At 69.3% G+C, this 17,950-nt stretch carries 20 protein-coding genes and 1 pseudogene; 8 read left to right on the top strand and 13 right to left on the bottom strand.

Annotation, left to right across the window (positions count from 1 at the left end; genetic code table 11):
* Window positions 1–9 precede the first annotated feature (9 nt).
* Window positions 10–312, bottom strand: a complete 303-nt coding sequence (locus tag ACIGJO_RS19595) for a hypothetical protein (RefSeq protein ID WP_266931401.1) — start codon at window positions 310–312, stop codon at window positions 10–12.
* Between the two features lie 228 nt (window positions 313–540).
* Here ACIGJO_RS19595 and ACIGJO_RS19590 point away from each other — a divergent pair, with 228 nt between their 5' ends.
* The gene (locus ACIGJO_RS19590; protein WP_399959580.1) at window positions 541–2,022 is read left to right on the top strand and encodes an MFS transporter; all 1,482 of its coding nucleotides are present in this window, start codon (window positions 541–543) and stop codon (window positions 2,020–2,022) included.
* Window positions 2,019–2,615 carry a TetR family transcriptional regulator gene (locus ACIGJO_RS19585; protein WP_399959578.1) on the top strand — a complete coding sequence of 199 codons (597 nt, stop codon included), beginning with the start codon at window positions 2,019–2,021 and terminating at the stop codon, window positions 2,613–2,615. Before ACIGJO_RS19590 ends, ACIGJO_RS19585 begins: the two co-directional genes overlap by 4 nt.
* 124 nt (window positions 2,616–2,739) lie before the next feature.
* Here ACIGJO_RS19585 and ACIGJO_RS19580 read toward each other — a convergent pair whose 3' ends face one another.
* Window positions 2,740–4,104, bottom strand: coding sequence for an FAD-dependent monooxygenase (locus ACIGJO_RS19580; protein ID WP_399959575.1), 1,365 nt, complete (start codon window positions 4,102–4,104; stop codon window positions 2,740–2,742).
* Window positions 4,105–4,273: 169 nt separating this feature from the next.
* On the opposite strand from ACIGJO_RS19580, the gene ACIGJO_RS19575 reads away from it, so the two are divergent.
* A complete protein-coding gene (locus tag ACIGJO_RS19575) occupies window positions 4,274–4,891 on the top strand; it encodes a TetR family transcriptional regulator (protein ID WP_399959573.1) in 618 nt (205 codons plus the stop codon).
* A gap of 49 nt (window positions 4,892–4,940) precedes the next feature.
* On the opposite strand, the gene bla is transcribed toward ACIGJO_RS19575, so the two are convergent.
* The 5 genes from bla to ACIGJO_RS19550 form a co-directional block, all read right to left on the bottom strand.
* Window positions 4,941–5,933: a class A beta-lactamase gene (gene bla, locus ACIGJO_RS19570; protein ID WP_399959571.1), complete on the bottom strand. Its 993-nt coding sequence runs from the start codon at window positions 5,931–5,933 to the stop codon at window positions 4,941–4,943.
* A 122-nt stretch (window positions 5,934–6,055) separates the two neighbouring features.
* The gene (locus tag ACIGJO_RS19565; protein WP_399959569.1) at window positions 6,056–6,616 is read right to left on the bottom strand and encodes an NADPH-dependent FMN reductase; all 561 of its coding nucleotides are present in this window, start codon (window positions 6,614–6,616) and stop codon (window positions 6,056–6,058) included.
* Window positions 6,617–6,652: 36 nt separating this feature from the next.
* On the bottom strand, window positions 6,653–7,255 hold the full coding sequence (locus tag ACIGJO_RS19560; protein WP_399959566.1) for a hypothetical protein: 603 nt from the start codon (window positions 7,253–7,255) through the stop codon (window positions 6,653–6,655).
* A 102-nt stretch (window positions 7,256–7,357) separates the two neighbouring features.
* The gene (locus ACIGJO_RS19555; protein ID WP_399959564.1) at window positions 7,358–8,587 is read right to left on the bottom strand and encodes an MFS transporter; all 1,230 of its coding nucleotides are present in this window, start codon (window positions 8,585–8,587) and stop codon (window positions 7,358–7,360) included.
* A 152-nt stretch (window positions 8,588–8,739) separates the two neighbouring features.
* On the bottom strand, window positions 8,740–9,093 hold the full coding sequence (locus ACIGJO_RS19550) for an ArsR/SmtB family transcription factor (protein WP_399959562.1): 354 nt from the start codon (window positions 9,091–9,093) through the stop codon (window positions 8,740–8,742).
* 199 nt (window positions 9,094–9,292) lie between these two features.
* Here ACIGJO_RS19550 and ACIGJO_RS19545 point away from each other — a divergent pair, with 199 nt between their 5' ends.
* Together ACIGJO_RS19545 and ACIGJO_RS19540 are read left to right on the top strand one after the other, a co-directional pair.
* Window positions 9,293–9,685, top strand: coding sequence for a hypothetical protein (locus ACIGJO_RS19545; protein WP_399959560.1), 393 nt, complete (start codon window positions 9,293–9,295; stop codon window positions 9,683–9,685).
* A 152-nt stretch (window positions 9,686–9,837) separates the two neighbouring features.
* Window positions 9,838–10,956, top strand: a complete 1,119-nt coding sequence (locus ACIGJO_RS19540) for a hypothetical protein (RefSeq protein ID WP_399959558.1) — start codon at window positions 9,838–9,840, stop codon at window positions 10,954–10,956.
* 23 nt (window positions 10,957–10,979) lie between these two features.
* Here the strand turns inward: ACIGJO_RS19540 and ACIGJO_RS19535 are convergent, their stop codons facing one another.
* On the bottom strand, window positions 10,980–11,498 hold the full coding sequence (locus ACIGJO_RS19535; RefSeq protein ID WP_399959556.1) for a DUF6879 family protein: 519 nt from the start codon (window positions 11,496–11,498) through the stop codon (window positions 10,980–10,982).
* A 78-nt stretch (window positions 11,499–11,576) separates the two neighbouring features.
* The gene (locus ACIGJO_RS19530) at window positions 11,577–12,023 is read right to left on the bottom strand and encodes a hypothetical protein (RefSeq protein WP_399959554.1); all 447 of its coding nucleotides are present in this window, start codon (window positions 12,021–12,023) and stop codon (window positions 11,577–11,579) included.
* 885 nt (window positions 12,024–12,908) lie between these two features.
* Between ACIGJO_RS19530 and ACIGJO_RS19525 the strand changes: the two genes are divergently transcribed.
* Window positions 12,909–14,249, top strand: coding sequence for a tetratricopeptide repeat protein (locus ACIGJO_RS19525; RefSeq protein ID WP_399959552.1), 1,341 nt, complete (start codon window positions 12,909–12,911; stop codon window positions 14,247–14,249).
* A 19-nt stretch (window positions 14,250–14,268) separates the two neighbouring features.
* On the opposite strand, the gene ACIGJO_RS19520 is transcribed toward ACIGJO_RS19525, so the two are convergent.
* Both ACIGJO_RS19520 and ACIGJO_RS19515 read right to left on the bottom strand, forming a co-directional pair.
* Window positions 14,269–14,502, bottom strand: coding sequence for a DUF397 domain-containing protein (locus ACIGJO_RS19520; protein ID WP_399959550.1), 234 nt, complete (start codon window positions 14,500–14,502; stop codon window positions 14,269–14,271).
* Window positions 14,502–14,618: pseudogene (locus ACIGJO_RS19515) on the bottom strand (XRE family transcriptional regulator); the annotation flags it as partial. The gene ACIGJO_RS19520 and the pseudogene ACIGJO_RS19515, both read right to left, overlap by 1 nt.
* Window positions 14,619–14,770: 152 nt before the next feature.
* On the opposite strand from ACIGJO_RS19515, the gene ACIGJO_RS19510 reads away from it, so the two are divergent.
* Window positions 14,771–16,012, top strand: a complete 1,242-nt coding sequence (locus tag ACIGJO_RS19510) for a helix-turn-helix domain-containing protein (RefSeq protein WP_399959548.1) — start codon at window positions 14,771–14,773, stop codon at window positions 16,010–16,012.
* A gap of 32 nt (window positions 16,013–16,044) precedes the next feature.
* Here ACIGJO_RS19510 and ACIGJO_RS19505 read toward each other — a convergent pair whose 3' ends face one another.
* Together ACIGJO_RS19505 and ACIGJO_RS19500 are read right to left on the bottom strand one after the other, a co-directional pair.
* Entirely contained in the window at window positions 16,045–16,242 is a 198-nt protein-coding gene (locus ACIGJO_RS19505; protein ID WP_399959546.1) for a DUF397 domain-containing protein, read from the bottom strand.
* Window positions 16,242–17,087, bottom strand: a complete 846-nt coding sequence (locus ACIGJO_RS19500; protein ID WP_399959544.1) for a helix-turn-helix domain-containing protein — start codon at window positions 17,085–17,087, stop codon at window positions 16,242–16,244. Before ACIGJO_RS19500 ends, ACIGJO_RS19505 begins: the two co-directional genes overlap by 1 nt.
* A gap of 203 nt (window positions 17,088–17,290) precedes the next feature.
* Here ACIGJO_RS19500 and ACIGJO_RS19495 point away from each other — a divergent pair, with 203 nt between their 5' ends.
* Window positions 17,291–17,947: an ATP-binding protein gene (locus ACIGJO_RS19495; protein WP_399959542.1), complete on the top strand. Its 657-nt coding sequence runs from the start codon at window positions 17,291–17,293 to the stop codon at window positions 17,945–17,947.
* Window positions 17,948–17,950 lie beyond the last annotated feature (3 nt).

The raw sequence follows: 17,950 nt of genomic DNA, 5'->3' as shown, positions 1-17,950 counted from the left end.
GGCCTTTCGTCAGGCGGCGCGGCGGGTGACCGCCCAGGACGCGGCGGCCACGCCGCCCGCGACGGCGAACACGGCGGGCCACGCGCCGACCTTCTTGGCGAGCGGGTGCGATCCGGCGAACGCGGCGACGTAGGCGACGGTCAGCCCGGCGGCCGCACGCGGTCCCGCCTGCCGGTTCCACTCGTACGCGGCGAGCGACCCGGCGGCGGCGAGCGCGACCCCGCCCAGCGGGCGCTTCTTGGTCCAGCGGGCGACACCGTAACCCCCGACGAGTCCGCTCGCCGCCACCGCCGCTGCTGGAACCTTCGCCATTGCCGCCACCTTCGCTCTCATGTTCCCGGCTCTCGCCACCGAGGCCGTCTTCAAGTCTCGCCACCGAGGCTAACGCGCTGTCCGCACAGAAGCCGTGCGCAGGGGGTGCACAAGCGTTTACCCTGGAGGTGAACGCTTGTGCACCCCCTGCTCGCCCGTGCACGCTCCTGCCCGTGCACCCCCTGTCCTCGCCGGCTCCCTTCCCGCCGGACGCCGTACGGAGATCGCATGCCAGCGGACCAACCAGCGACAGCCGCCCCCCACCCCCGCTTCGCCGTGGGCGTCCTGGCCTTCTGCGGGGTCGTCGTCGCGATCATGCAGACCATCGTCGTCCCGCTGCTCCCGCACATCCCGGAGCTCACCGGTGCCACCCCCGCCGCCGCGAGCTGGCTGGTCACCGTGACGCTGCTGACGGGCGCGGTGTTCACGCCGGTGCTCGGCCGGGTCGGTGACATGTACGGCAAGCGGCGCGTGCTGGTGGCCTCGCTCGGGGTGCTGGTCCTCGGCTCGGTGCTGTGCGCGGTCAGCTCGCACATCGGCGTACTGATCACCGGCCGGGCCCTCCAGGGCGCGGCGCTCGCCGTCGTCCCCCTGGGCATCAGCATCCTGCGGGACGAACTGCCCCCGGATCGTGTGCTGTCCGCCGTCGCGCTGATGAGTTCGACGCTCGGCATCGGCGCGGCCGTGGGCCTGCCGGCCGCGGCGCTCGTCATCGAGAACTTCGACTGGCACACCATGTTCTGGGTCTCGGGCGTCATCGGTGTCATCGACATCGTGCTGGTGCTCCGGCTCGTACCGGAATCATCGCTCCGCTCCCGCGGCCGGTTCGACGCCGTGGGGGCGCTGGGGCTGTCGGCGGCCCTGGTCAGCCTGCTGCTCGCGGTCACCCAGGGGGCGGACTGGGGGTGGACCTCGGCGCGTACGACCGGGCTGCTGGTCACCGCCGTGGTCGTCGGCCTGCTCTGGGGGGCGTACGAGCTCCGTGTCCGCAACCCGATGGTCGACCTGCGGGTGTCGGCCCGCCCGGCCGTCCTGCTCACCAACATCGCGGCGCTGCTCATCGGCTTCGCGTTCTACGCCAACTCCCTGGTCACGGCGCAGATGGTGCAGGAGCCGAGGGCGACGGGGTACGGGCTCGGCGCCTCGCTCGTCGTCAGCGGGCTGTGCCTGCTGCCCGGGGGCCTGGCGATGGTGGCGCTCTCGCCCGTGTCGGCGCGGATCTCCGCCGCGTACGGACCCAAGGTCAGCCTGCTGGTGGCCGCCGCGGTCATGGCCCTCGGATACGGGGTGCGGTACTTCACGAGCCACAGCCTGTGGCTCATCGTCGCGGGCGCGACGGTCGTCTCCTCGGGCACCGCCATCGCGTACTCGGCGCTGCCCGCGCTGGTGATGCGCGGGGTCCCGGTGAGCGAGACGGGGGCGGCCAACGGTCTGAACACGCTGATGAGGTCGATCGGACAGGCGTTCTGCAGCGCGACGGTCGCCGCCGTCCTCGCCGGCCTCACCTTCGAGGTGGGCGGCGCCACGGCCCCCACGCTCCGGGCGTACCAGCTGGTCTTCCTGATCGCGGCGGGCGCCTCCCTGCTCGCCCTCGCCGTCACGCTCTGCCTGCCGGGGCCGGGTGGCCGGGGGAAGACGGGTACGGTCGGAACGACCCGCGAGAACCGGAGGGCCGGTGCGCGGACGATCCCGATCCAGGAGGGCGCATGACCGGCGGCCGGTCCACGACGGACGCACGGGCGGGGGATCCCGGCTCCGATTCCGGCACGGGCAAGGACGCGATCCTGCGGGCCGCGCGGCGGGCGTTCACGCAGCGCCCGTACGCGGAGGTGACCATCAGGGCGGTCGCGGCCGACGCCGGGGTCAGCCCGTCCCTGGTGGTCAAGCACTTCGGGCGGAAGGAAGACCTCTTCAACACGGTGGCCGACTTCGGCCCCGACGCCCAGGAGCTGTTCGACGCCCCGCTGGCGGGGCTCGGCCGCCACATGGTGCTCGCGCTCGTACGTCACCGGCGGGAGCGGCAGCGGGACCCGCTGCTCCGGGTCGTCTTCTCCCTCGGCAACACCGACGAGCGCTCCCTCCTGCGCGACCGCTTCCACGAACAGATCACCCGGCACCTCGCCGCCCGGCTCACCGGCCGCGAACGCACCCTGCGCGCCGAGCTGATCGGGGGCCAGCTCCTCGGCCTGGGCGCCACGCTCAGTCTCCACCGCGAGGGCGCGGGTTCCACGGCCACCGCCGAACACCTGGCGGACCTGTACGCTCCGGGGCTCCAGACGCTGGTCACGGGCACGGCCGGCTGACGGGCGAGGACTGCGGGGGCGTGCCGTCCGGCGGCTTCGGCAGGCCGCCCGGCGCCGGCGGCTCCGTCGATGGGAGCGGCTCCCGGGCGCGGCTCGGTCGACGGGCGCGGCTCCCGGGCGCGGCTCAGGCCGTGTAGCCGTCCGGGCGGACCAGGAGCGTGTCCTCGCGGTCGCTCGCCCAGTGGACGACGGCCGTGCGCGCGTCACCCGGATCCGCCTGCCCGCGCGGCAGGACCCGGACGAACTTCCCGGCGCGCAGGGCCTCGTACAGCCGTCCCTCCTGGAGCCGGATGTCGGGGACCCGTCTGACCCCCGGTCCGTACGCGTAGCCGATCCCGCTCAGCCTCCCGAGCAGATGGCGGGTGGCGGCGGGCAGACGGCCGACGGTGAACGAGGCGAGGGCACGCACCCCGCGCTGCAGGGGAGTGTGCGCCATCGCGAGGCGCAGCATGCCGCCGCTGCTGCGGATCACGTCCCGGCCGATCGGGTGCCGTTCCGCGTGATAGGTGTCCAACAGCCCTTCCGCTTCCTGGCCGTTGACAACGGCGGCGAGCTTCCAGCCCAGGTTCGCGGCGTCCTGGAGGCCGGTGTTCATGCCCTGACCGCCCACGGGCGAGTGGGTGTGCGCGGCGTCCCCCGCGAGCAGTACGCGGCCGACCCGGTACTGAGGGGCCTGCCGCTCGTCGCTGTGGAACCTGGACAGCCAACGGGGGTCGTGCATGCCGAAGTCGGTGCCGAAGCCCTGCTCGACGACCGCGCGCACCTCAGCCAGGCTGACGGGCTCGTCGTCGGCGGCGGTGCCGGTGGCGGCGGTGCCGGAGTGGATACGGAGCCAGCCGCCCACGCGCCAGTAGCCGTCGCCGAACGGCGCGGCGATGGCGAAGGCCTGCCCCGAACCGTTGACCGCCACCACGCGTTCCGGCTCCTCGGTCAGCCTGACGTCGGCGAGCACGATCGACGTGATCACGGAGTGACCGGGGAAGGGCAGCCCGATCGCCTCCCGGACGGCGCTGTGGATGCCGTCCGCGCCCACCAGGTAGGCGGAGCGAAGGGTTTCGGTGGTGCCGTCGCGACCGGCGAACTCGACCGTGACGCCCTCGTCGTCCTGCGAGAGTCCGGTGACCCGGGCCCCGTGCCGGAAGGTGACGCCGTGCTCGACCGCCCGGCGCAGCAGGAGCTTCTCCACCTCAAACTGCGGCGTGGCCAGCAAGTACGGGAAACGGGTGGGGAGTCGGGAGAGGTCGAGGGTGAGCGAGCCGAAGAGCCGGAGTTCGGTGACCTTGCGCTCGGTCGTGGCGAGCTCGTCGGCGAGGCCCCTCGCGTCGAGCTGTTCCATGGTGCGGGCGTGCACACCGAAGGCGCGGGTCAGGCTGCTGATGCCCGCGGGGCGCTTCTCGATGACGGTGACGGACACGCCCGCGGCGGCGAGGTCGCCGGCGAGCAGCAGTCCTGTGGGTCCTGATCCGACGATGGTGACGGTGCCGTTCATGGTGGCCTCCCGTGGTCGACGCCAGCTGGTCGACACTTGTGGGTCAACGGCTGTGGGTCAACGCTTGTTGTCAACGGTAGAACGCCGCTCGGATGCTGTCAACGCTTGTTGGCCTACGCTTGTTGGCCTCTGCTTGTTGGCCCTCGTCCGTTGACCTACGGTTGTTGACATGACGCGAGACGTGAAGCAGGACCCGACGCCGGAACCGCGGTCCCGCCGCTCCGACACCACCCGCGCGAGCATCCTCACCGCGGCGCTCGAACGCTTCGCGGCCGATGGCTACGAACGGGCCACGATCAGGGCGATCGCCAAGGACGCCCGTATCGATCCGTCGATGGTGATGCGCTACTACGGCAACAAGGAGCAGCTCTTCGAGGCGGCCTGCACGGTCGACCTGCGCCTCCCCGATCTGTTGACGGTCCCCGAGGCGGAGGTGGGCCGCACGCTCGTGGCCCACTTCGTCGACTTCTGGGAGCGGAGCGGCGCCCCGACCGCGCTGCTCAGGGTCGGCGTCACCAACCAGGGGGGCGCGGAGCGCATGCAGGAGATCTTCAAGCAGCAGCTGCTGCCGCTGGCCGCCCGGATCTGCCCCGCCCCGACCACGGCCCCCGTACGCGCCGCCCTGGTCGCCTCCCAGATGCTCGGGATGGCCCTGACCCGCTATGTGCTGCGGTTCCCGGTCTCCGCCGCCATGACCCGTGACGAGATCATCGACTGGCTGGCCCCGACGATCCAGCGCTACCTGACCGCCGAGACCCCGACCGCCGTACCACCGACTACGCGCTGAAGCGGCCGCACGGCTCTGGGCTCACGGCCCACGGCCCACGGCTCAGGGCTCAGGCCAGGGCGTTGAGAGCCACCTCGGCGGCACCGGCGATGAGGGCGTCGTCGCGCTCCGCGTCACGTGTGTCACGCCGGGAGAGGACGGCGATGGTGATCGGTGCGGCGTCGGGGGGCCAGACGATGGCGATGTCATTACGGGTGCCGTAGCCGCCGGTACCGGTCTTGTCGCCGACCTGCCAGCCGGCCGGGGCGCCGGCGCGGATGGTCCGGTCGCCGGTGGTGTTGCGCTTGAGCCAGTCGGTCAGCAGGGCGCGCTTGCCGGGGGAGAGGGCGTCGCCCAGGACGTAGGCGCGCAGATCGGTGGCGAGAGCACGCGCGGTGCTGGTGTCGCGGAGGTCACCGGGTACGGCGTCGCTCAGCTCGACCTCGTAGCGGTCGCAGCGGGTGACCCGGTCACCGAGGGCGGCGAGCGCGCTCTGCAGCCCGCGGGGGCCGCCGAGTTCACGGAAGAGCAGGTTGGCCGCACCGTTGTCGCTGTACCGGACGGCGGCGTCGCACAGCTCCCGCAGGGTCAGTCCGGCGCCGATGTGCCGCTCGGTGACGGGCGAGTGTCCGACAGGGACCTCGCGCCCGTACCGTACGCGCCGGTCGAGCTGCTTGAGGGAGATCCTGTCCATGACGGCCGCGGCGAGCAGGGCCTTGCAGGTCGAGGCGTAGGCGAAGCGCTCGTCGGGCCGGTGGGTGACGTAGCGGCCGGTGCCGGTGTCGAGCGCGTAGACGCCCAGCCGGGCATCGTACCTACGCTCAAGTGCCTGGAAAACAGGCCCGGTTCGACGCCCGGCCGGCCGCTCCGGACTGCCGGAAGCGGAGCCCGAGCCTGAGCCCGAGCCGGAGCCCGAGCCTGAACCCGAACCGGAGCCCGAGCCCGAACCCGAGGGAGCCGCGTCCTCCGGTCTGTCGCCGTCCGTCCCGCACCCGGCGAGGGGGAGCGCGGCGAGTCCCGTCAGGGAGATGAGCGCGGTACGGCGGGGAACGCGGGTACGCATGGTGGGCGGACTTCCGTTCGTTCGTCGGGCCCAGCGGCGGGAGTGGGCGAGGAGCGTGACCGGTGGAGGGACGGCGGGCATGACCGGAAGCTCATACCCCTCCGTTCCCCACGCATGCGGACCTACGGGGCAGGGGGAGCGGCAGCGGCCGCCGCGTCCACCAGGGCATCGAGTGTGGCCGCCAGCTGCCGCCGCATCTCCGGATCGGTGCTGATCCCGTCCGCGCCGACGGTGTTCCGGTCGAGCGCGACCCGTACGCAGGCCGCGTCCACGACGGCCGCACCCGTGTAGCCGAGCACGCCGCGCAGTGTCTCCGACGCCCCCTCCCCCCGGCCGGGCGCGGCGGCGTTCAGCCACGCGACGGGCTTGTCACCGATCTCGGTGCCGCCGACGGTCCAGTCGAGGAGGTTCTTGAACGACCCGGGCAGCGTCCCCGCGTACTCCGGCGTACAGATCAGCAGGGCGTCGGCGGCATCGATCGCGGCCCGCATCTCTGTCACCGGCTTCGGCAGCGGATCGGTGTCGTCGTCGGGGTTGAAATGGGGCAGATCCCCGAGGCCCTCGTAGAAGACGGTGCGTACGGAGGCGGGGGCCACGTCCTGCGCGGTGCGCAGCACGGTCTCGTTGGAGGACCCGGCCCGCAGACTGCCGGACAGCAGAAGGACTACGCGTGAGGTAGGCATGTCCTCAGAACTCCTGACGGCACCGGACTTGTTCCGTCAGCCCTGTGTGAGAAACGCGGCCGACCGGCACGGGTCGCACACCAGGACGTACCCGCAGCCTCCCCCGAAGTTGGCGGCGGTCGCACTGTCGTTGCCCTCCTCCAGATGCCCGACGAACGTCATGAGCTGCCTGCAGCCGGGGCAGGCGGGCGCCCGGTCCTCGTAGAACCAGTCCGCCTCACCGCCCAGCGACCCCAGCACCAGGCGCCCCCTGCCGCTGCGCAGGCGGTACTGCTCGCGCGCGTCGTTGTACGTGTCCTCGTCGACGGTCTCCAGCCTGATCGCCGAGACCGCGCCCAGCAGGGTCTCGCCCTCGGCCGGGACGGCTGCCGGTACCAGCCCCTCGCGCGGGAACAGAAAGGCCCGATTGCCTCCCTCGAAGGCCTCCCACTCCTCGCACAGGCCGGGGTCGTTCTCGCACTGGAACACGGACACCACCCCCTGTTCGACCGGCAGGTGCGCCAGGAACTTCATCGCGCCCTCGCAGGTGTCGCAGTGCGGCCACGAGAAGTCCGCGGGGACGAGAGGTATCCCTCCGGTGCGCGGCTCGTCCGCCGTCTCGTCGGTCGTGCCGTTGTAGATCATCAGTGTCTGTGCCATGGGGCAGGAGCATACGGAGGACGTGTGACAACGGACCTGCGGCAACGGACCTGTGACAACGGACTCGTGGCTACGGGCCTGCGGCACCGGTCCCGTGACCCCTCAGGCAGGCACCGGCTCGATCCGCGACGCCTGCTTCCCGGCCCGGTCCAGGCTCAGGCGCACCAGCATGACGACCAGCGCGGCGACGGCGAATCCGGCTCCCGCCCAGGGCAGCTGGCGCGTACCGGCGGAGGAGATGACCCATCCGCCGACCGCGGTGCCGAGGGTGATGCCGAGATTGGAGAAGGAGATGAAGAGGCTGTTGCCGAACTCGGGGACGTCCCGCGCGTCGCGGCCCAGCCAGCTCTGGGTGACGATGAGCCCGCCGGAGTGCACGGCTCCCCAGACCAGTACGCCCACGACCATCGGGGCGAACCGCGGCCCGATCGCGTACACGAGTACGTAGACGAGCAGGCAGAGGACCGGATAGGCGAGCGCGGTACGGGTGAGGTTCCGCTGGAGCAGGCTGCCGAAGGCGAAGTTGCCGAGGATCATCACGATGCCGAAGGCCATCAGCATGGCGCTGACCCAGGAGCCGTTCATGCCGGTGACCTCGCCCAGGTACTCCGCGAAGTAGCCGTAGACGGAGAACATCGACGCGAAGATGAACACGACCGACGTGATGGTCAGCCACATCCGGGACTGCTTGAGGACGCTCAACTGGGTGCCGTACGAGACGCGTTGTCCGACCGGCATGTCCGGGAGCAGACGCAGGATGCCGAGGAACGCGACGAGGTTGACGAGCGCGGCGAACCAGAAGGCCGTGGAGAGCGACAGGTGCTCGGCGAGGTACGAGGTCAGCGGCACCCCGAAGGCGAACCCGACGGTGACACCGGCGAAGACGGTCGTCGTCGCCCGCGTGGCGGCCTTGGAGCCGTCCGGGTCCTCCGCGTCGGCCGTGCCCTCGCTGTCCTTGGTCATGGCCATGCGGGCGGCGGTGGCCAGCGCGACCGAGAAGAAGACCGGATGGAAGACGGCCGGGATGATGCGGAAGGCGAGCATCACCTCGTACTGGGTGGTGAGCGCGTACACGGCGTTGGAGAGGGCGAACACCGCGATCGCGGCGGCGAGCACCTTCTTGCGGTTGATCCCGGAGGCGAGCAGCGTCGTGAAGGGCCCGGTCACCGCGATGACCAGGGCGAACGCCCCGACGAGCCAGCCGGCGGTGGAGGGCTGGACGCCCAGCTCGGCGGAGAGCTGGGGGAGGACGCCGACGATGCCCATCTCGGTGGTGATGATGCCGAACACGCCCAGGGCGAGTACCAGGACGGCGGCGGAGGTCTTTCTCATCACGGCCTTTCTTTAAATCTAGAAAAGTAGATATATGGATCGCGGGAATGCCTCGCAGGCCCACGGGTGCGCGAGGCGCGGCGCGGGGCGTGGAGGCGCAGGCGTACGGGGTGCGGAGACGCGGGGCGCGGGCGCGGGTGTGCGGGCCGGGGTTACAGCTCGTCGCGTACGTGGGCGGCGAACTCGGCGATCACCGGCTCGTTGCGCCGGTAGTACGTCCACTTGCCGACGCGCTCCGAGGTGAGGAGGCCCGCGTCCCTGAGGGTCTGGAGGTAGCCGGACACCACGGACTGGGCGAGCCCGGCCCGCTTCTGGATGTCGCCCACGCACACGCCGATGTGGAAGCCCAGCCCCTGCTGCGTGTAGGAGTCCTCGTCGAAGTACTTCTCGGGGTCCCTCAGCCACTGCATGAACTGCAGACGGGCGGGATTGGCGAGGGCCTTGTGCACGGCCAGGGGGTCCATGGAGGCACCTCTCTGCGGGTCCTTGAATCTTCGGATCTTCATGAGCCCATCGGCCTCACTGTATGTATCTAGCTTTCTCGATATGTAGGGGCAAGTCAAATCGCACGTGCGAGCACCATGGGCGGTCGGGCGGCAGGCCCCTGTCCGGGGGTGCCGTGCCCGCGTGGAGAGGGCCCTGGAGGAGGATGGCGACACCGTCTGGCTGTCGCCCTCGACCGGGCACACGCGACTGGAGGAACGTTTGGCACGCACGGCTCACCACTTCCCCCGGTCGCGGACGAGGGAGGCGCTCGACGAGCGCCCCGGCAGCCCGTGGCACCGCGCGGTCGTGCATGACCTGCGCTACAGCACGCGAAGTCTCACCGAGGCGGCGGACGAGTGCCGCAGGCCACGGCCCCGGGCGGTGCGCCGCCGCGTTCAGGTGTACAGCTTCCCCCGACACAACCGCGATGCGGGTGTGGGCCGTTGGTCGGCGCAGGAGGAGCGACGGGCGAGGCAGCGGCTGCGCTCGCGGGTGGGACGGCTGCGGCGCCTGATCGACGCCGGTCCGGGCGGAGGCGTCGACGCGCAGGCGGCGGACCTGGTGGAGATCCCACCGGCGAACCACCGGCACAGCTCGCTCCGGCTGGCGTAAGTCCCGCTCGTGTGGTGGGAGATGGGACCGGTGCGGTACGGTGACGGAGCAATCACCCTCTGTGCGTTCGCAGGCGCATGGAGCGGCCCCCGGCGGTGCTGTAACACCGCGCGAGGGCCTACACCGCCAGTGCCACCGAGAGGCAACCGGAAATGCTGCGTCATGTTATCGCGCCCTCTTCGGGCTATACGAAGGCATCGAACAACGTCGTGCGTACGCGGCGGATGAGCAGCGATGCGAAGATCCTTCTCCTGTACGTCCAGGGCCTCCCCGAATCCGCCAGGAACCGCCCCTTGAGCGAACTGGCCAACCGGTTGGACATGACGGGCCGTTCGTACCAGCAGGCGAAGAGGCAGCTGATCGAGAACGGCTTCGTGCACGAGTGGCGGAGCCAGGGCGAGGGTGGCCGCTGGACCACCGAGCAGCTGTTCACGAATGTCCCGCTGACGAGTGCCGAGGCGGGGACCCTGAGGGACGGTCCGTCCATGCCCTCGCCACCGAGTGAGCAGTCTCCGACGGTCGGTCGGCCGACCCCTCGGCGGGCTGGTGGCTATCAACCGGTAGAAGACGACAGAGATAAGACCACTCCCCACCCACCCTCCGAAGCGGAACCGGACCCACGGCCCACGGCACAGGCTCCGTACCCCCCGAATCCCTCCCCGGCCTCTTCCCTGGCCCCACCCGAGACACGCTCATCCCCGAACCAGGCGATTTCCCCCTCGCCGAACCCGGCCCAACTGGCCCTGGCCGAACGCATCCTGCTCTCCCTGCGCCACACCCGCCGCGAACTGCACCTGGGAGTCCGCGAGGCGCGTGCCCTGGCGCTGGAGGCGGTGAAGTGGCTGGAGCGCGGCCTGGGCGAGGCCGACCTCCGCCAGGCGTTACTGGCCGAGCGCCCGGAGGGCGGCGTCCGTTCGGCGGTCGGCTTCCTCCGCTACCGCCTGACCCAGAAATGCCCGGAACCCGCTTCCGTACCCGCACCCCGTCCCGCTTCCGCCCCCGCCTCCTCCCCGGTCCGTGACCTGATCACCTGCGCGGGCTCGGGCTCCAGCTCAGGCTCGGGCTCCGGCGAGACCCCCGGCGAGGAGCACGTCTTCCGCCCCCTGGGCGACGAAACGGAATGCGCCGAGTGCCGCCGGGCCACGGCCTACGAGGCCTGGCTCCAGGACACCGACACCCACCACTTCCCCGAAGGCACCCCCTGGCGCGAACGCTTCGCCACGGTCAGAGCCACAGAAGGCCTCCCGGCGGCGGCGCTGCGGGGCGCGTGAGGCCGCGGCCGGGAGGCCCGGCTTCAGCGCCGCCGCGCCGTTCGCGCCCAGTAGTCCGCGAACGGTACGGCGGCGGCCAGAGCGCGGTCACGGTAGCTCTGATATCGGGACAGGTCCCAGGCGGGAATCCGTTCGCCGCCGATGAAGGCACCCTCGGCGGTGTAGTGCATTCGGTACGCCTCCTGGTTGTCGAACAGCCAGAAGTCCTGGTCGGGCAGTCCTGTTGGGGCCTGTTCCGCCAAGTCGATGATGCCGATGGACTCCCCGGCCTTGGTGTTGCCGAGATAGGCCGCCAGTTCGTAGCGCAGATAGTCCGACAGGGGTGAGCGCAGGACATGAACGCGGGATACGTGTTTGCCCTTGTCCGTCATCGAGCGGACCCATGGGTTGTCATCCCAGTCGGGCCCCATGTCCTCACCCGCCAGGAAGCGTTCGAACTCCTCCCGCTCCTCCTCCACGTCGTAGACGGCCAGGGTCTCCAACCGGAAGGCGGTCCGTTCGAAGGTCTCGAAGAGCCGACCGAACGCTTCACTTCCGAGCATGTAAGTACCCCTCACCCTGGCCGACTTGGCCGGGAAATCGACTGCTGGTCCGGTGTCCCGGTGACTTCGGGAAGGTTTTCATCGTCGCTGTCGCAGGGTGCCGACGAGCTCGGGAAGCTGGGCGCGGGGAAGGTGAAGGACGGCGTTCGCGGCGAGACCGCCAGGTTCGAGAGGAACATTCACGCGCCACGAGCCAGGGCGCCAGGGACGGCGTACGTGCTCACCGAAGGTGGTGGTGTCGGCCAGCAGGGCGACCAGACGCTGGGCATCAAGGACCGGCATCTTCAGGAGGGCGTAACCCCTGTGGTAGGCGATGAAGCCATTGCCGCCGTAGCCGAGCGGCGTCTCTCGTTGGGCGCGGACGCCGGCCGTGGCTTCTCCCACGTCCTGGCAGCAGGCCGTGGTGGTGTAGCCGCGGCGCCAGAGCTCACGGACAACGGGGACCATCTCCGTGTCGATGTCGGCCTGTTCCCCATCGGGGGCGGTGAGCGTCTCATACGGGTGGACAGGCGGATCCGTGGCCATCAGGGTTCCCTTCGTCCGCTGCACCGATGGGCGGCCCATCGGGCGGCGGCATCGGCGAGGCGCTGAACGGGGCGGCGCAACCAGGGCGGGACCTCACTGCCGGCCGTGGCAGCCTGCTGGAGTTCGATATACCGGTGCGCCGGGATCTTCATCCCCTTCGTGCTTCCGGGACGTAAGACGAGGTGGTCGCCCAGGAATGGGGCGACGATCAGGTCATACACGGGATCCTCCCAGCCTTCGGGGCGTCGTAGTGGGTGCCCATGGATGCAAGCGCGCGTGCCGTCCGACGCTCCTGCTGAAGACCTTGATGAGCGCGCTGCTCGTGAGCGGCGAGATAGGGACACACGAGAGCCACGGCATGCCCGCCGAGGGGACGGAGCCGCTCCCGTACGTGCGCCGCCAATGGGAGCCACACCTGCGGTGCGGCTTGCGGGAGAGGTTCGGGTTCTCCGAGGCGAGACGGGGCACTGTTGGTGTTCCATTCCAGCCCGGTCCGGCAGCTGTCCTGACTGAGCGGGCTCGGCTCCGTGCGGCTGATCGTGAGGACCGCGCTCATCGGATTTCGCCCTCCGGCTCGCATCGGGCGCACTCGCAGCTCGGGGAGGTGAGGGCGTCCATGGATGGCCTCTCGGTTGTGAGGCCGATGCCTTCCGCCGTATCGACTCGCAGAACACCGTCTCCGCCTTGCTCTGCGGCCAACAGGGACAGCAGTGCCCGTGCTTCGCTTCTCATGACTCGGCGCCCCTTGAAGACAGGCTCGACGATCTGATTCGCCAAGCCTTCCTGTCTCTAGGCAACCGCTTGACTACGTACGGCGGTAGCGTTGGAGCTGGTGCGGGACTTGAAAGCCTTGAAAGTTCCTGAGAGAGGGGTGAGTTGGGGACTGTGGTCAGCAAAGAGCCCAACTCCGGCCTTGCCCGGCTTCTCACAGAAGCCAGATGGACGCATAGCCAGTTCGCGCGTGCGGTGAACCGTGTCGGGACGGAGACCGGCATCCGCTTGCGATATGACGAGTCAGGCGTAAGCCACTGGCTTGGCGGCACAGTGCCGCGTGAGCCCGTCAGGGCTTGCATCCTCGAAGCCCTTTCGCGGAGGCTGTCCAGACCGGTGACCTCTACGGAGGCCGGGCTCCCAGTGTCCAGAGCGGTACCACCGGAGGCCGCGGACATGGTGGTGGAGCTGATCGACCTGGGCAGACAGGACATGGACCCCTCTCGCCGCCGAGTCCTGGGCGCCGGTCTCTTCTCCGTGGCGCTGACGATTCCCGGGTGGCCTGACGTGATCGGCCGGGCGGAAGCCGTTCAGTCCGGGCGGATCACGCGCATAGGGATGAGTGAAGTTGACATGGTCGTCGCCATGACTGAGCGGGTCTCGGACCTGGACGATCAGTTCGGCGGCCGTCACGCCCGTCCGATGGCCGCATCGTTCATGGTCAACACGGTGGCGTCCTACTTGCGTGCTGACGCTCCCACTCCGGTCCGGCAGGCGATGCTCTCTGCGGCTTCGGATCTCCTCTATCTGACCGGTTACATGGCCGTCGACGAAGGCCTCCACGGCCTTGCACAGCGGTACTACATCAAGGCGCTCGAACTGGCTGGTGCGGCTGAGGACCACCTCACCTACTGCACCACCCTGCGCGGAATGAGTGTGCAAGCTGTCGACCTCGGCCATGGAGCGAAGGCCATGCAGCTGGCCGATGCCGCCGCTGCCGCGTCTCCTCAGGCCGGCCCAAGGATGCGTGCCTTTCTCGCCGGACAGCAGGCTCACACAGCCGCTCAGACAGGTGACCGTGTCAGCGCGATGCGATTCATCCGCGAAGCTGAAGCGGCGATGGACCGTGCGGAGTCCCGTAGCGCACCATTCGGTTCGTACGACCCCTCCTCCCTCAACTACCACATCAGTCAGGTGCGTTATGAGCTCGGCGACGTTTCCGGCGCCGTCGAAGCCATGCAGCAGTCCGACAAGCTCCGCTTCGGTGTCTACCGTCGGGCGCGGGTCCGGCACAGGGCAACCCTCGCGGAACGGCAGCTGGAGCTCGGCCATCTGGAAGCAGCCTGCGCGACCTGGAACCAGGCACTTGACGACTACCCCATGGTTCAGTCCGGGCGCGCGGACGACCGTGTCCGAGCGATGTTTGGCCTTCTGCGCCCTCACTTGAACAATCCGACCGCCCGGGATCTGTACAACCGGGCAAGGGGTATTGCCCCGCCGGCCCTTGTCGGCTGATCCGGCGAGGGCAGGCGGGTCACGACGTGAGCCGGCTCTCGGGTATCGCTGAAGCCTGGTCGCGAACGACGTCGACGAACTGCTCCCAAGCAGTGGCTCCGAACGTCAGCCGAGGGCCGGCCGCCCGCTTGGAATCCCGGACTGCTGCGCCCCGGGCAAGACTCGCGACCTCCAGGCACTCGGTGGTGTTTCCGCCGCTGTAGGAGGACTTGAACCAGGTCAGAGTCTCGTCGGACGGGACAGGGGGAACCATCAGATCTCCTTGCGTACGCGCTCGATCATGGCCGAGGAAGCAGCCATGTCCAACGCTTGTGCGCGGAGATAGTCGAACGCAAGCCGGTACTGGTCAAGTTCCTCGTCCTTCTCCATGTGTCAGACGCGACGGGAGACAGTCCTCGTCCGTGGAAGCACGAGTGCCTGACACTGCAAAGGGGCTTAGGTAGAGAGCCGACACGGCAACCGGCGAAGCGGCTGTTGCGCCCGGCGCGAGTCGTACGCTGGGTGGCGAAGGGTGGTGTCGCATGTCGGACGAACTCGCGGACAACCTAAGGAAGTACCGACGGGCGAGTGGGCTCAGTCAGGAGCAGCTCGCGCATCGGTCGGGGCTCTCGGTCGGACCCATCCGCCGAATCGAGCAGGGCGCCGATGGGGTGCGGATGGAGACCCTTCATCAGATCGCCAGAGCCCTGGGAGTCAAGACGTCGGACCTGATGGCAGCCGGTCCGCCGGAGCCTGTCAGGCATGACGATCCGAACAGCTTGAATCTGCGCGAGTTGCGCATCGCGCTCACTCCGGCGATCGGTCTTCTCCCCGTGAGCGCGCCTGCCGGTGAGGAGCCGGACCTGCGTCGTCTTCGGCGCATGACGCACGACCATGCGGTGCTGTACTTCGGTGACAGCTACAAGAGCATCGCGGCCGATCTGCCCGCGCTGATTCGCGCGGTGAGTGATGCCGTCGCGTACTACGACTCGGGTCAGGAGCACAACGAAGCCCTGGTGGCCCGATCGGAGGCGCTGCAACTGGTTGGTCGCTACCTGACGCAGATCCGCCGGTACGACCTTGCGCACGCTGCCATTCGGGAGGCCATCTCGGACGCGCGGAGGGCCGAGGCGCCGTTGACGGCCGCGTCGGGCGTCGGCGGTATGTGCTGGATGCTCATGCGTACCGAGCGTTACGACGAGGCCGAGGAGATCGCTGTCACGACGATGGATGTTGTCGAGCCGAAGATCAAAGGTGCCTCACCCGACGAGTACGCGACGTGGGGAGGCCTGGCGATGGAAGGCGCGGCCGCTGCGGCTCGTAACAACCGTCCCGAAGAGGCGAAGGCGCTGCGCCGTGCTGCCGGTACCGCTGCCAGGGCTGTGGGCGCGACGCACCGGAACCTTCTTCGCCACTGGTCGATGTTCGGTCCCGTGACCGCGTCCATGAAAGAGCTTGAGGACTTCATGATCGTCGGCGACGCGCGATCGGTGGTCCGTAAATCGGGCGAGGAGGAGAGCCTTCAGCCCAAGAGCTGGAAGCGGCTCGGGAAACCGAGCAGCAATGACGGGAACCGGTACTACCTCGACCTCGCGCGGGCCCAGGTGCGCACGGGTGACCCCACGGGCGCCATGGAGGAGTTGACCCGGCTCGACCATCTGGCACCCGAATGGTTCCGCCACCAGTCGTCGGCCGCGATCACCTTCGAGGAGATCACCAGGAAGCGCCGCACGCTCACGACGGAGATGCGGGAGGTGGGCTCCCACCTGGGTGTCCACGCGTAGCCACACCGTTGCCGGACGCAGGGCCGGCCTGCTCAGGCGGTGAGTCTCCGGAGTCCCAGGGCGGCGACGAAGCAGGACCAGGTGTGGTGCCGCACTGTCAGGTGTGGTCCCCGCGTCTGCTTCGAGTCGCGTACGCCCACGGCGTTGCGCAGGTCGGCGACCTCGACGCACTCGGTGCCGCTTCCGCCGCTGTACGAGGACTTGAACCAGTGCGCGTGCTCTTGATCCATCAAAGCTCCCTGCGGGCCCGATCCAGGAGCGCGGCAGACATGTCGATGTCCAGTGCCTGTGCGCGCAGATACTCGAACGCCATTTTATAGCGCGCCAGTTCTTGCGGCTTCTCCATGAACAGGCCACCACCGATGATGTCGACGTACACGACGTCGAGTTCGGGCGCCGGCCCGCCAAGGACGACGAAGCTGCCGACCGCGGCTGCGTGGGCACCGGCCTCGAACGGAAGTATCTGGACGGTGATGTGGGGTCGTTCGGTCAGTTCGAGCAGGTGCTTCAACTGCTCGCGCATGACGGAGCGGCCGCCCACGACACGACGGATGACCGCTTCGTCGATCACTGCCCAGATGTGTGGGGGCTCGTCCCGCGCCAGAAGTTCCTGACGTCTCATGCGGATGTCCACCATGTGGTGGATCTCCTGTTCGGTGCTCCGCATCTCCGAGGCCCGGTGCACAGCCTCCGCGTACGCGCGTGTCTGGAGGAGGCCGGGCACGTACATGCAGGCGTAGTGGTCCTCGCTGACCACCTCGTCCTCAAGTGTCAGCATGAGATTCATGGACTCGGGGATCGGATCGGCGAGCGAACGCCACCAACCTTGAATCCGGGCGCCCTTGGCCAGCGCGACGAGCGACGCCCGCTCATCGTCCGATGTGTCGTACTCGCGGCAGAGAGCGTCGACCGCCGGCCACTTGACCGTGCCTTCCTTTCTCTCGTAGCGACTCAAGGTCGCCTTGGAGATGCCGACCAGGGCCCCTGCTTCCTCCAGGGTGAGGCCCTTGCGTTCACGAAGACGGCGCAGGTCCGCGCCGAGTTGACGTCTGCGGGTGGTGGGCCCGACTGGCATGGCTGTCGCCCTTCACATAGATCCCTCAGAGGGTGCACGGTGCGGTGTTCGGTGGGCAAGGCAGCGTGCGCCGGGGGCGTGCACCGCTCCGAGTGCTCCCGTTGATGCAGCTTGAGAGTTCCAAAATGAGAGTTCCACTGTCACTCTTCTTGTGTGGGCAGACACGTTGGGTGACTGTCGATGTCGCGGGAGTGGTGATCTGAATGGATGGCTGTCGCTTCGGTGTGATTCGGAAAGCGTGGGATCTCCCCTTCCTGGCGGAGCCCGTGGAGTTGGCGGGCTTGCGCCGCGCGATCGGTCTGCACCTGGCTCTCTGGGGCCTCGGTGGCGTGGTGCATGACGCGCAGCTCTGCGTCTCCGAGTTGGCGGCGAACGTGATCAAGCACGTGGGGCCGGGTACCCCGGCCCGCCTGGCCGTTTCGATGAGCGGGAGTCGCCTTCGTATCGAAGTGAGCGACCCGGACACGCGCACGCTTCCCGTCCTCCGTTCGGCCGCGGACGGATCGGAGGACGGGCGGGGGCTTGCCCTGGTGGACGGAGTCGCCGAGCGCTGGGGTGTGGACGTGCGCGGCGATTCCAAGGTCACCTGGTGCGAACTGCTCACCGGCCTGCGCTCGTCGGTCGACCATGCCGATGGGCCGCAGGTCGCCAAGGCCGAAGCGTTACTGGGCCTGATGGGGTCGGTGGTCGAGCAGGAGAACGCCTCGTACGGGCGGCTCGGGGTGGCGAGGGCGGAGGAGTCCGCGATCAACCTCATCGCGGACCTCCTCCACTGGCTACGGGCCCACGGCTGCGACCCGGACGGGGCGCTGGACCGTGCGCAGACGCACTTCGAGGCCGAGCTGGGCGAAGTCGTGTGAGCG

This window comes from Streptomyces sp. NPDC079020, from assembly GCF_044542225.1.
Classification (GTDB): Bacteria; Actinomycetota; Actinomycetes; order Streptomycetales; family Streptomycetaceae; genus Streptomyces.
This window is presented reverse-complemented; position numbering and strand designations above follow the sequence as displayed.

What these genes read in the sequence shown, in the direction of transcription:
- ACIGJO_RS19510 (WP_399959548.1), top strand. Translation starts at nt 14,771, where the DNA reads ATGTCGGACGAACTCGCGGACAACCTAAGGAAGTACCGACGGGCGAGT.
- bla (WP_399959571.1), bottom strand. Translation starts at nt 5,933, where the DNA reads ATGCGTACCCGCGTTCCCCGCCGTACCGCGCTCATCTCCCTGACGGGA.
- ACIGJO_RS19505 (WP_399959546.1), bottom strand. Translation starts at nt 16,242, where the DNA reads ATGGATCAAGAGCACGCGCACTGGTTCAAGTCCTCGTACAGCGGCGGA.
- ACIGJO_RS19575 (WP_399959573.1), top strand. Translation starts at nt 4,274, where the DNA reads ATGACGCGAGACGTGAAGCAGGACCCGACGCCGGAACCGCGGTCCCGC.
- ACIGJO_RS19495 (WP_399959542.1), top strand. Translation starts at nt 17,291, where the DNA reads ATGGATGGCTGTCGCTTCGGTGTGATTCGGAAAGCGTGGGATCTCCCC.
- ACIGJO_RS19540 (WP_399959558.1), top strand. Translation starts at nt 9,838, where the DNA reads ATGCTGCGTCATGTTATCGCGCCCTCTTCGGGCTATACGAAGGCATCG.
- ACIGJO_RS19520 (WP_399959550.1), bottom strand. Translation starts at nt 14,502, where the DNA reads ATGGTTCCCCCTGTCCCGTCCGACGAGACTCTGACCTGGTTCAAGTCC.
- ACIGJO_RS19580 (WP_399959575.1), bottom strand. Translation starts at nt 4,104, where the DNA reads ATGAACGGCACCGTCACCATCGTCGGATCAGGACCCACAGGACTGCTG.
- ACIGJO_RS19555 (WP_399959564.1), bottom strand. Translation starts at nt 8,587, where the DNA reads ATGAGAAAGACCTCCGCCGCCGTCCTGGTACTCGCCCTGGGCGTGTTC.
- ACIGJO_RS19595 (WP_266931401.1), bottom strand. Translation starts at nt 312, where the DNA reads ATGGCGAAGGTTCCAGCAGCGGCGGTGGCGGCGAGCGGACTCGTCGGG.
- ACIGJO_RS19535 (WP_399959556.1), bottom strand. Translation starts at nt 11,498, where the DNA reads ATGCTCGGAAGTGAAGCGTTCGGTCGGCTCTTCGAGACCTTCGAACGG.
- ACIGJO_RS19585 (WP_399959578.1), top strand. Translation starts at nt 2,019, where the DNA reads ATGACCGGCGGCCGGTCCACGACGGACGCACGGGCGGGGGATCCCGGC.
- ACIGJO_RS19550 (WP_399959562.1), bottom strand. Translation starts at nt 9,093, where the DNA reads ATGAAGATCCGAAGATTCAAGGACCCGCAGAGAGGTGCCTCCATGGAC.
- ACIGJO_RS19565 (WP_399959569.1), bottom strand. Translation starts at nt 6,616, where the DNA reads ATGCCTACCTCACGCGTAGTCCTTCTGCTGTCCGGCAGTCTGCGGGCC.
- ACIGJO_RS19560 (WP_399959566.1), bottom strand. Translation starts at nt 7,255, where the DNA reads ATGGCACAGACACTGATGATCTACAACGGCACGACCGACGAGACGGCG.
- ACIGJO_RS19590 (WP_399959580.1), top strand. Translation starts at nt 541, where the DNA reads ATGCCAGCGGACCAACCAGCGACAGCCGCCCCCCACCCCCGCTTCGCC.
- ACIGJO_RS19500 (WP_399959544.1), bottom strand. Translation starts at nt 17,087, where the DNA reads ATGCCAGTCGGGCCCACCACCCGCAGACGTCAACTCGGCGCGGACCTG.
- ACIGJO_RS19530 (WP_399959554.1), bottom strand. Translation starts at nt 12,023, where the DNA reads ATGGCCACGGATCCGCCTGTCCACCCGTATGAGACGCTCACCGCCCCC.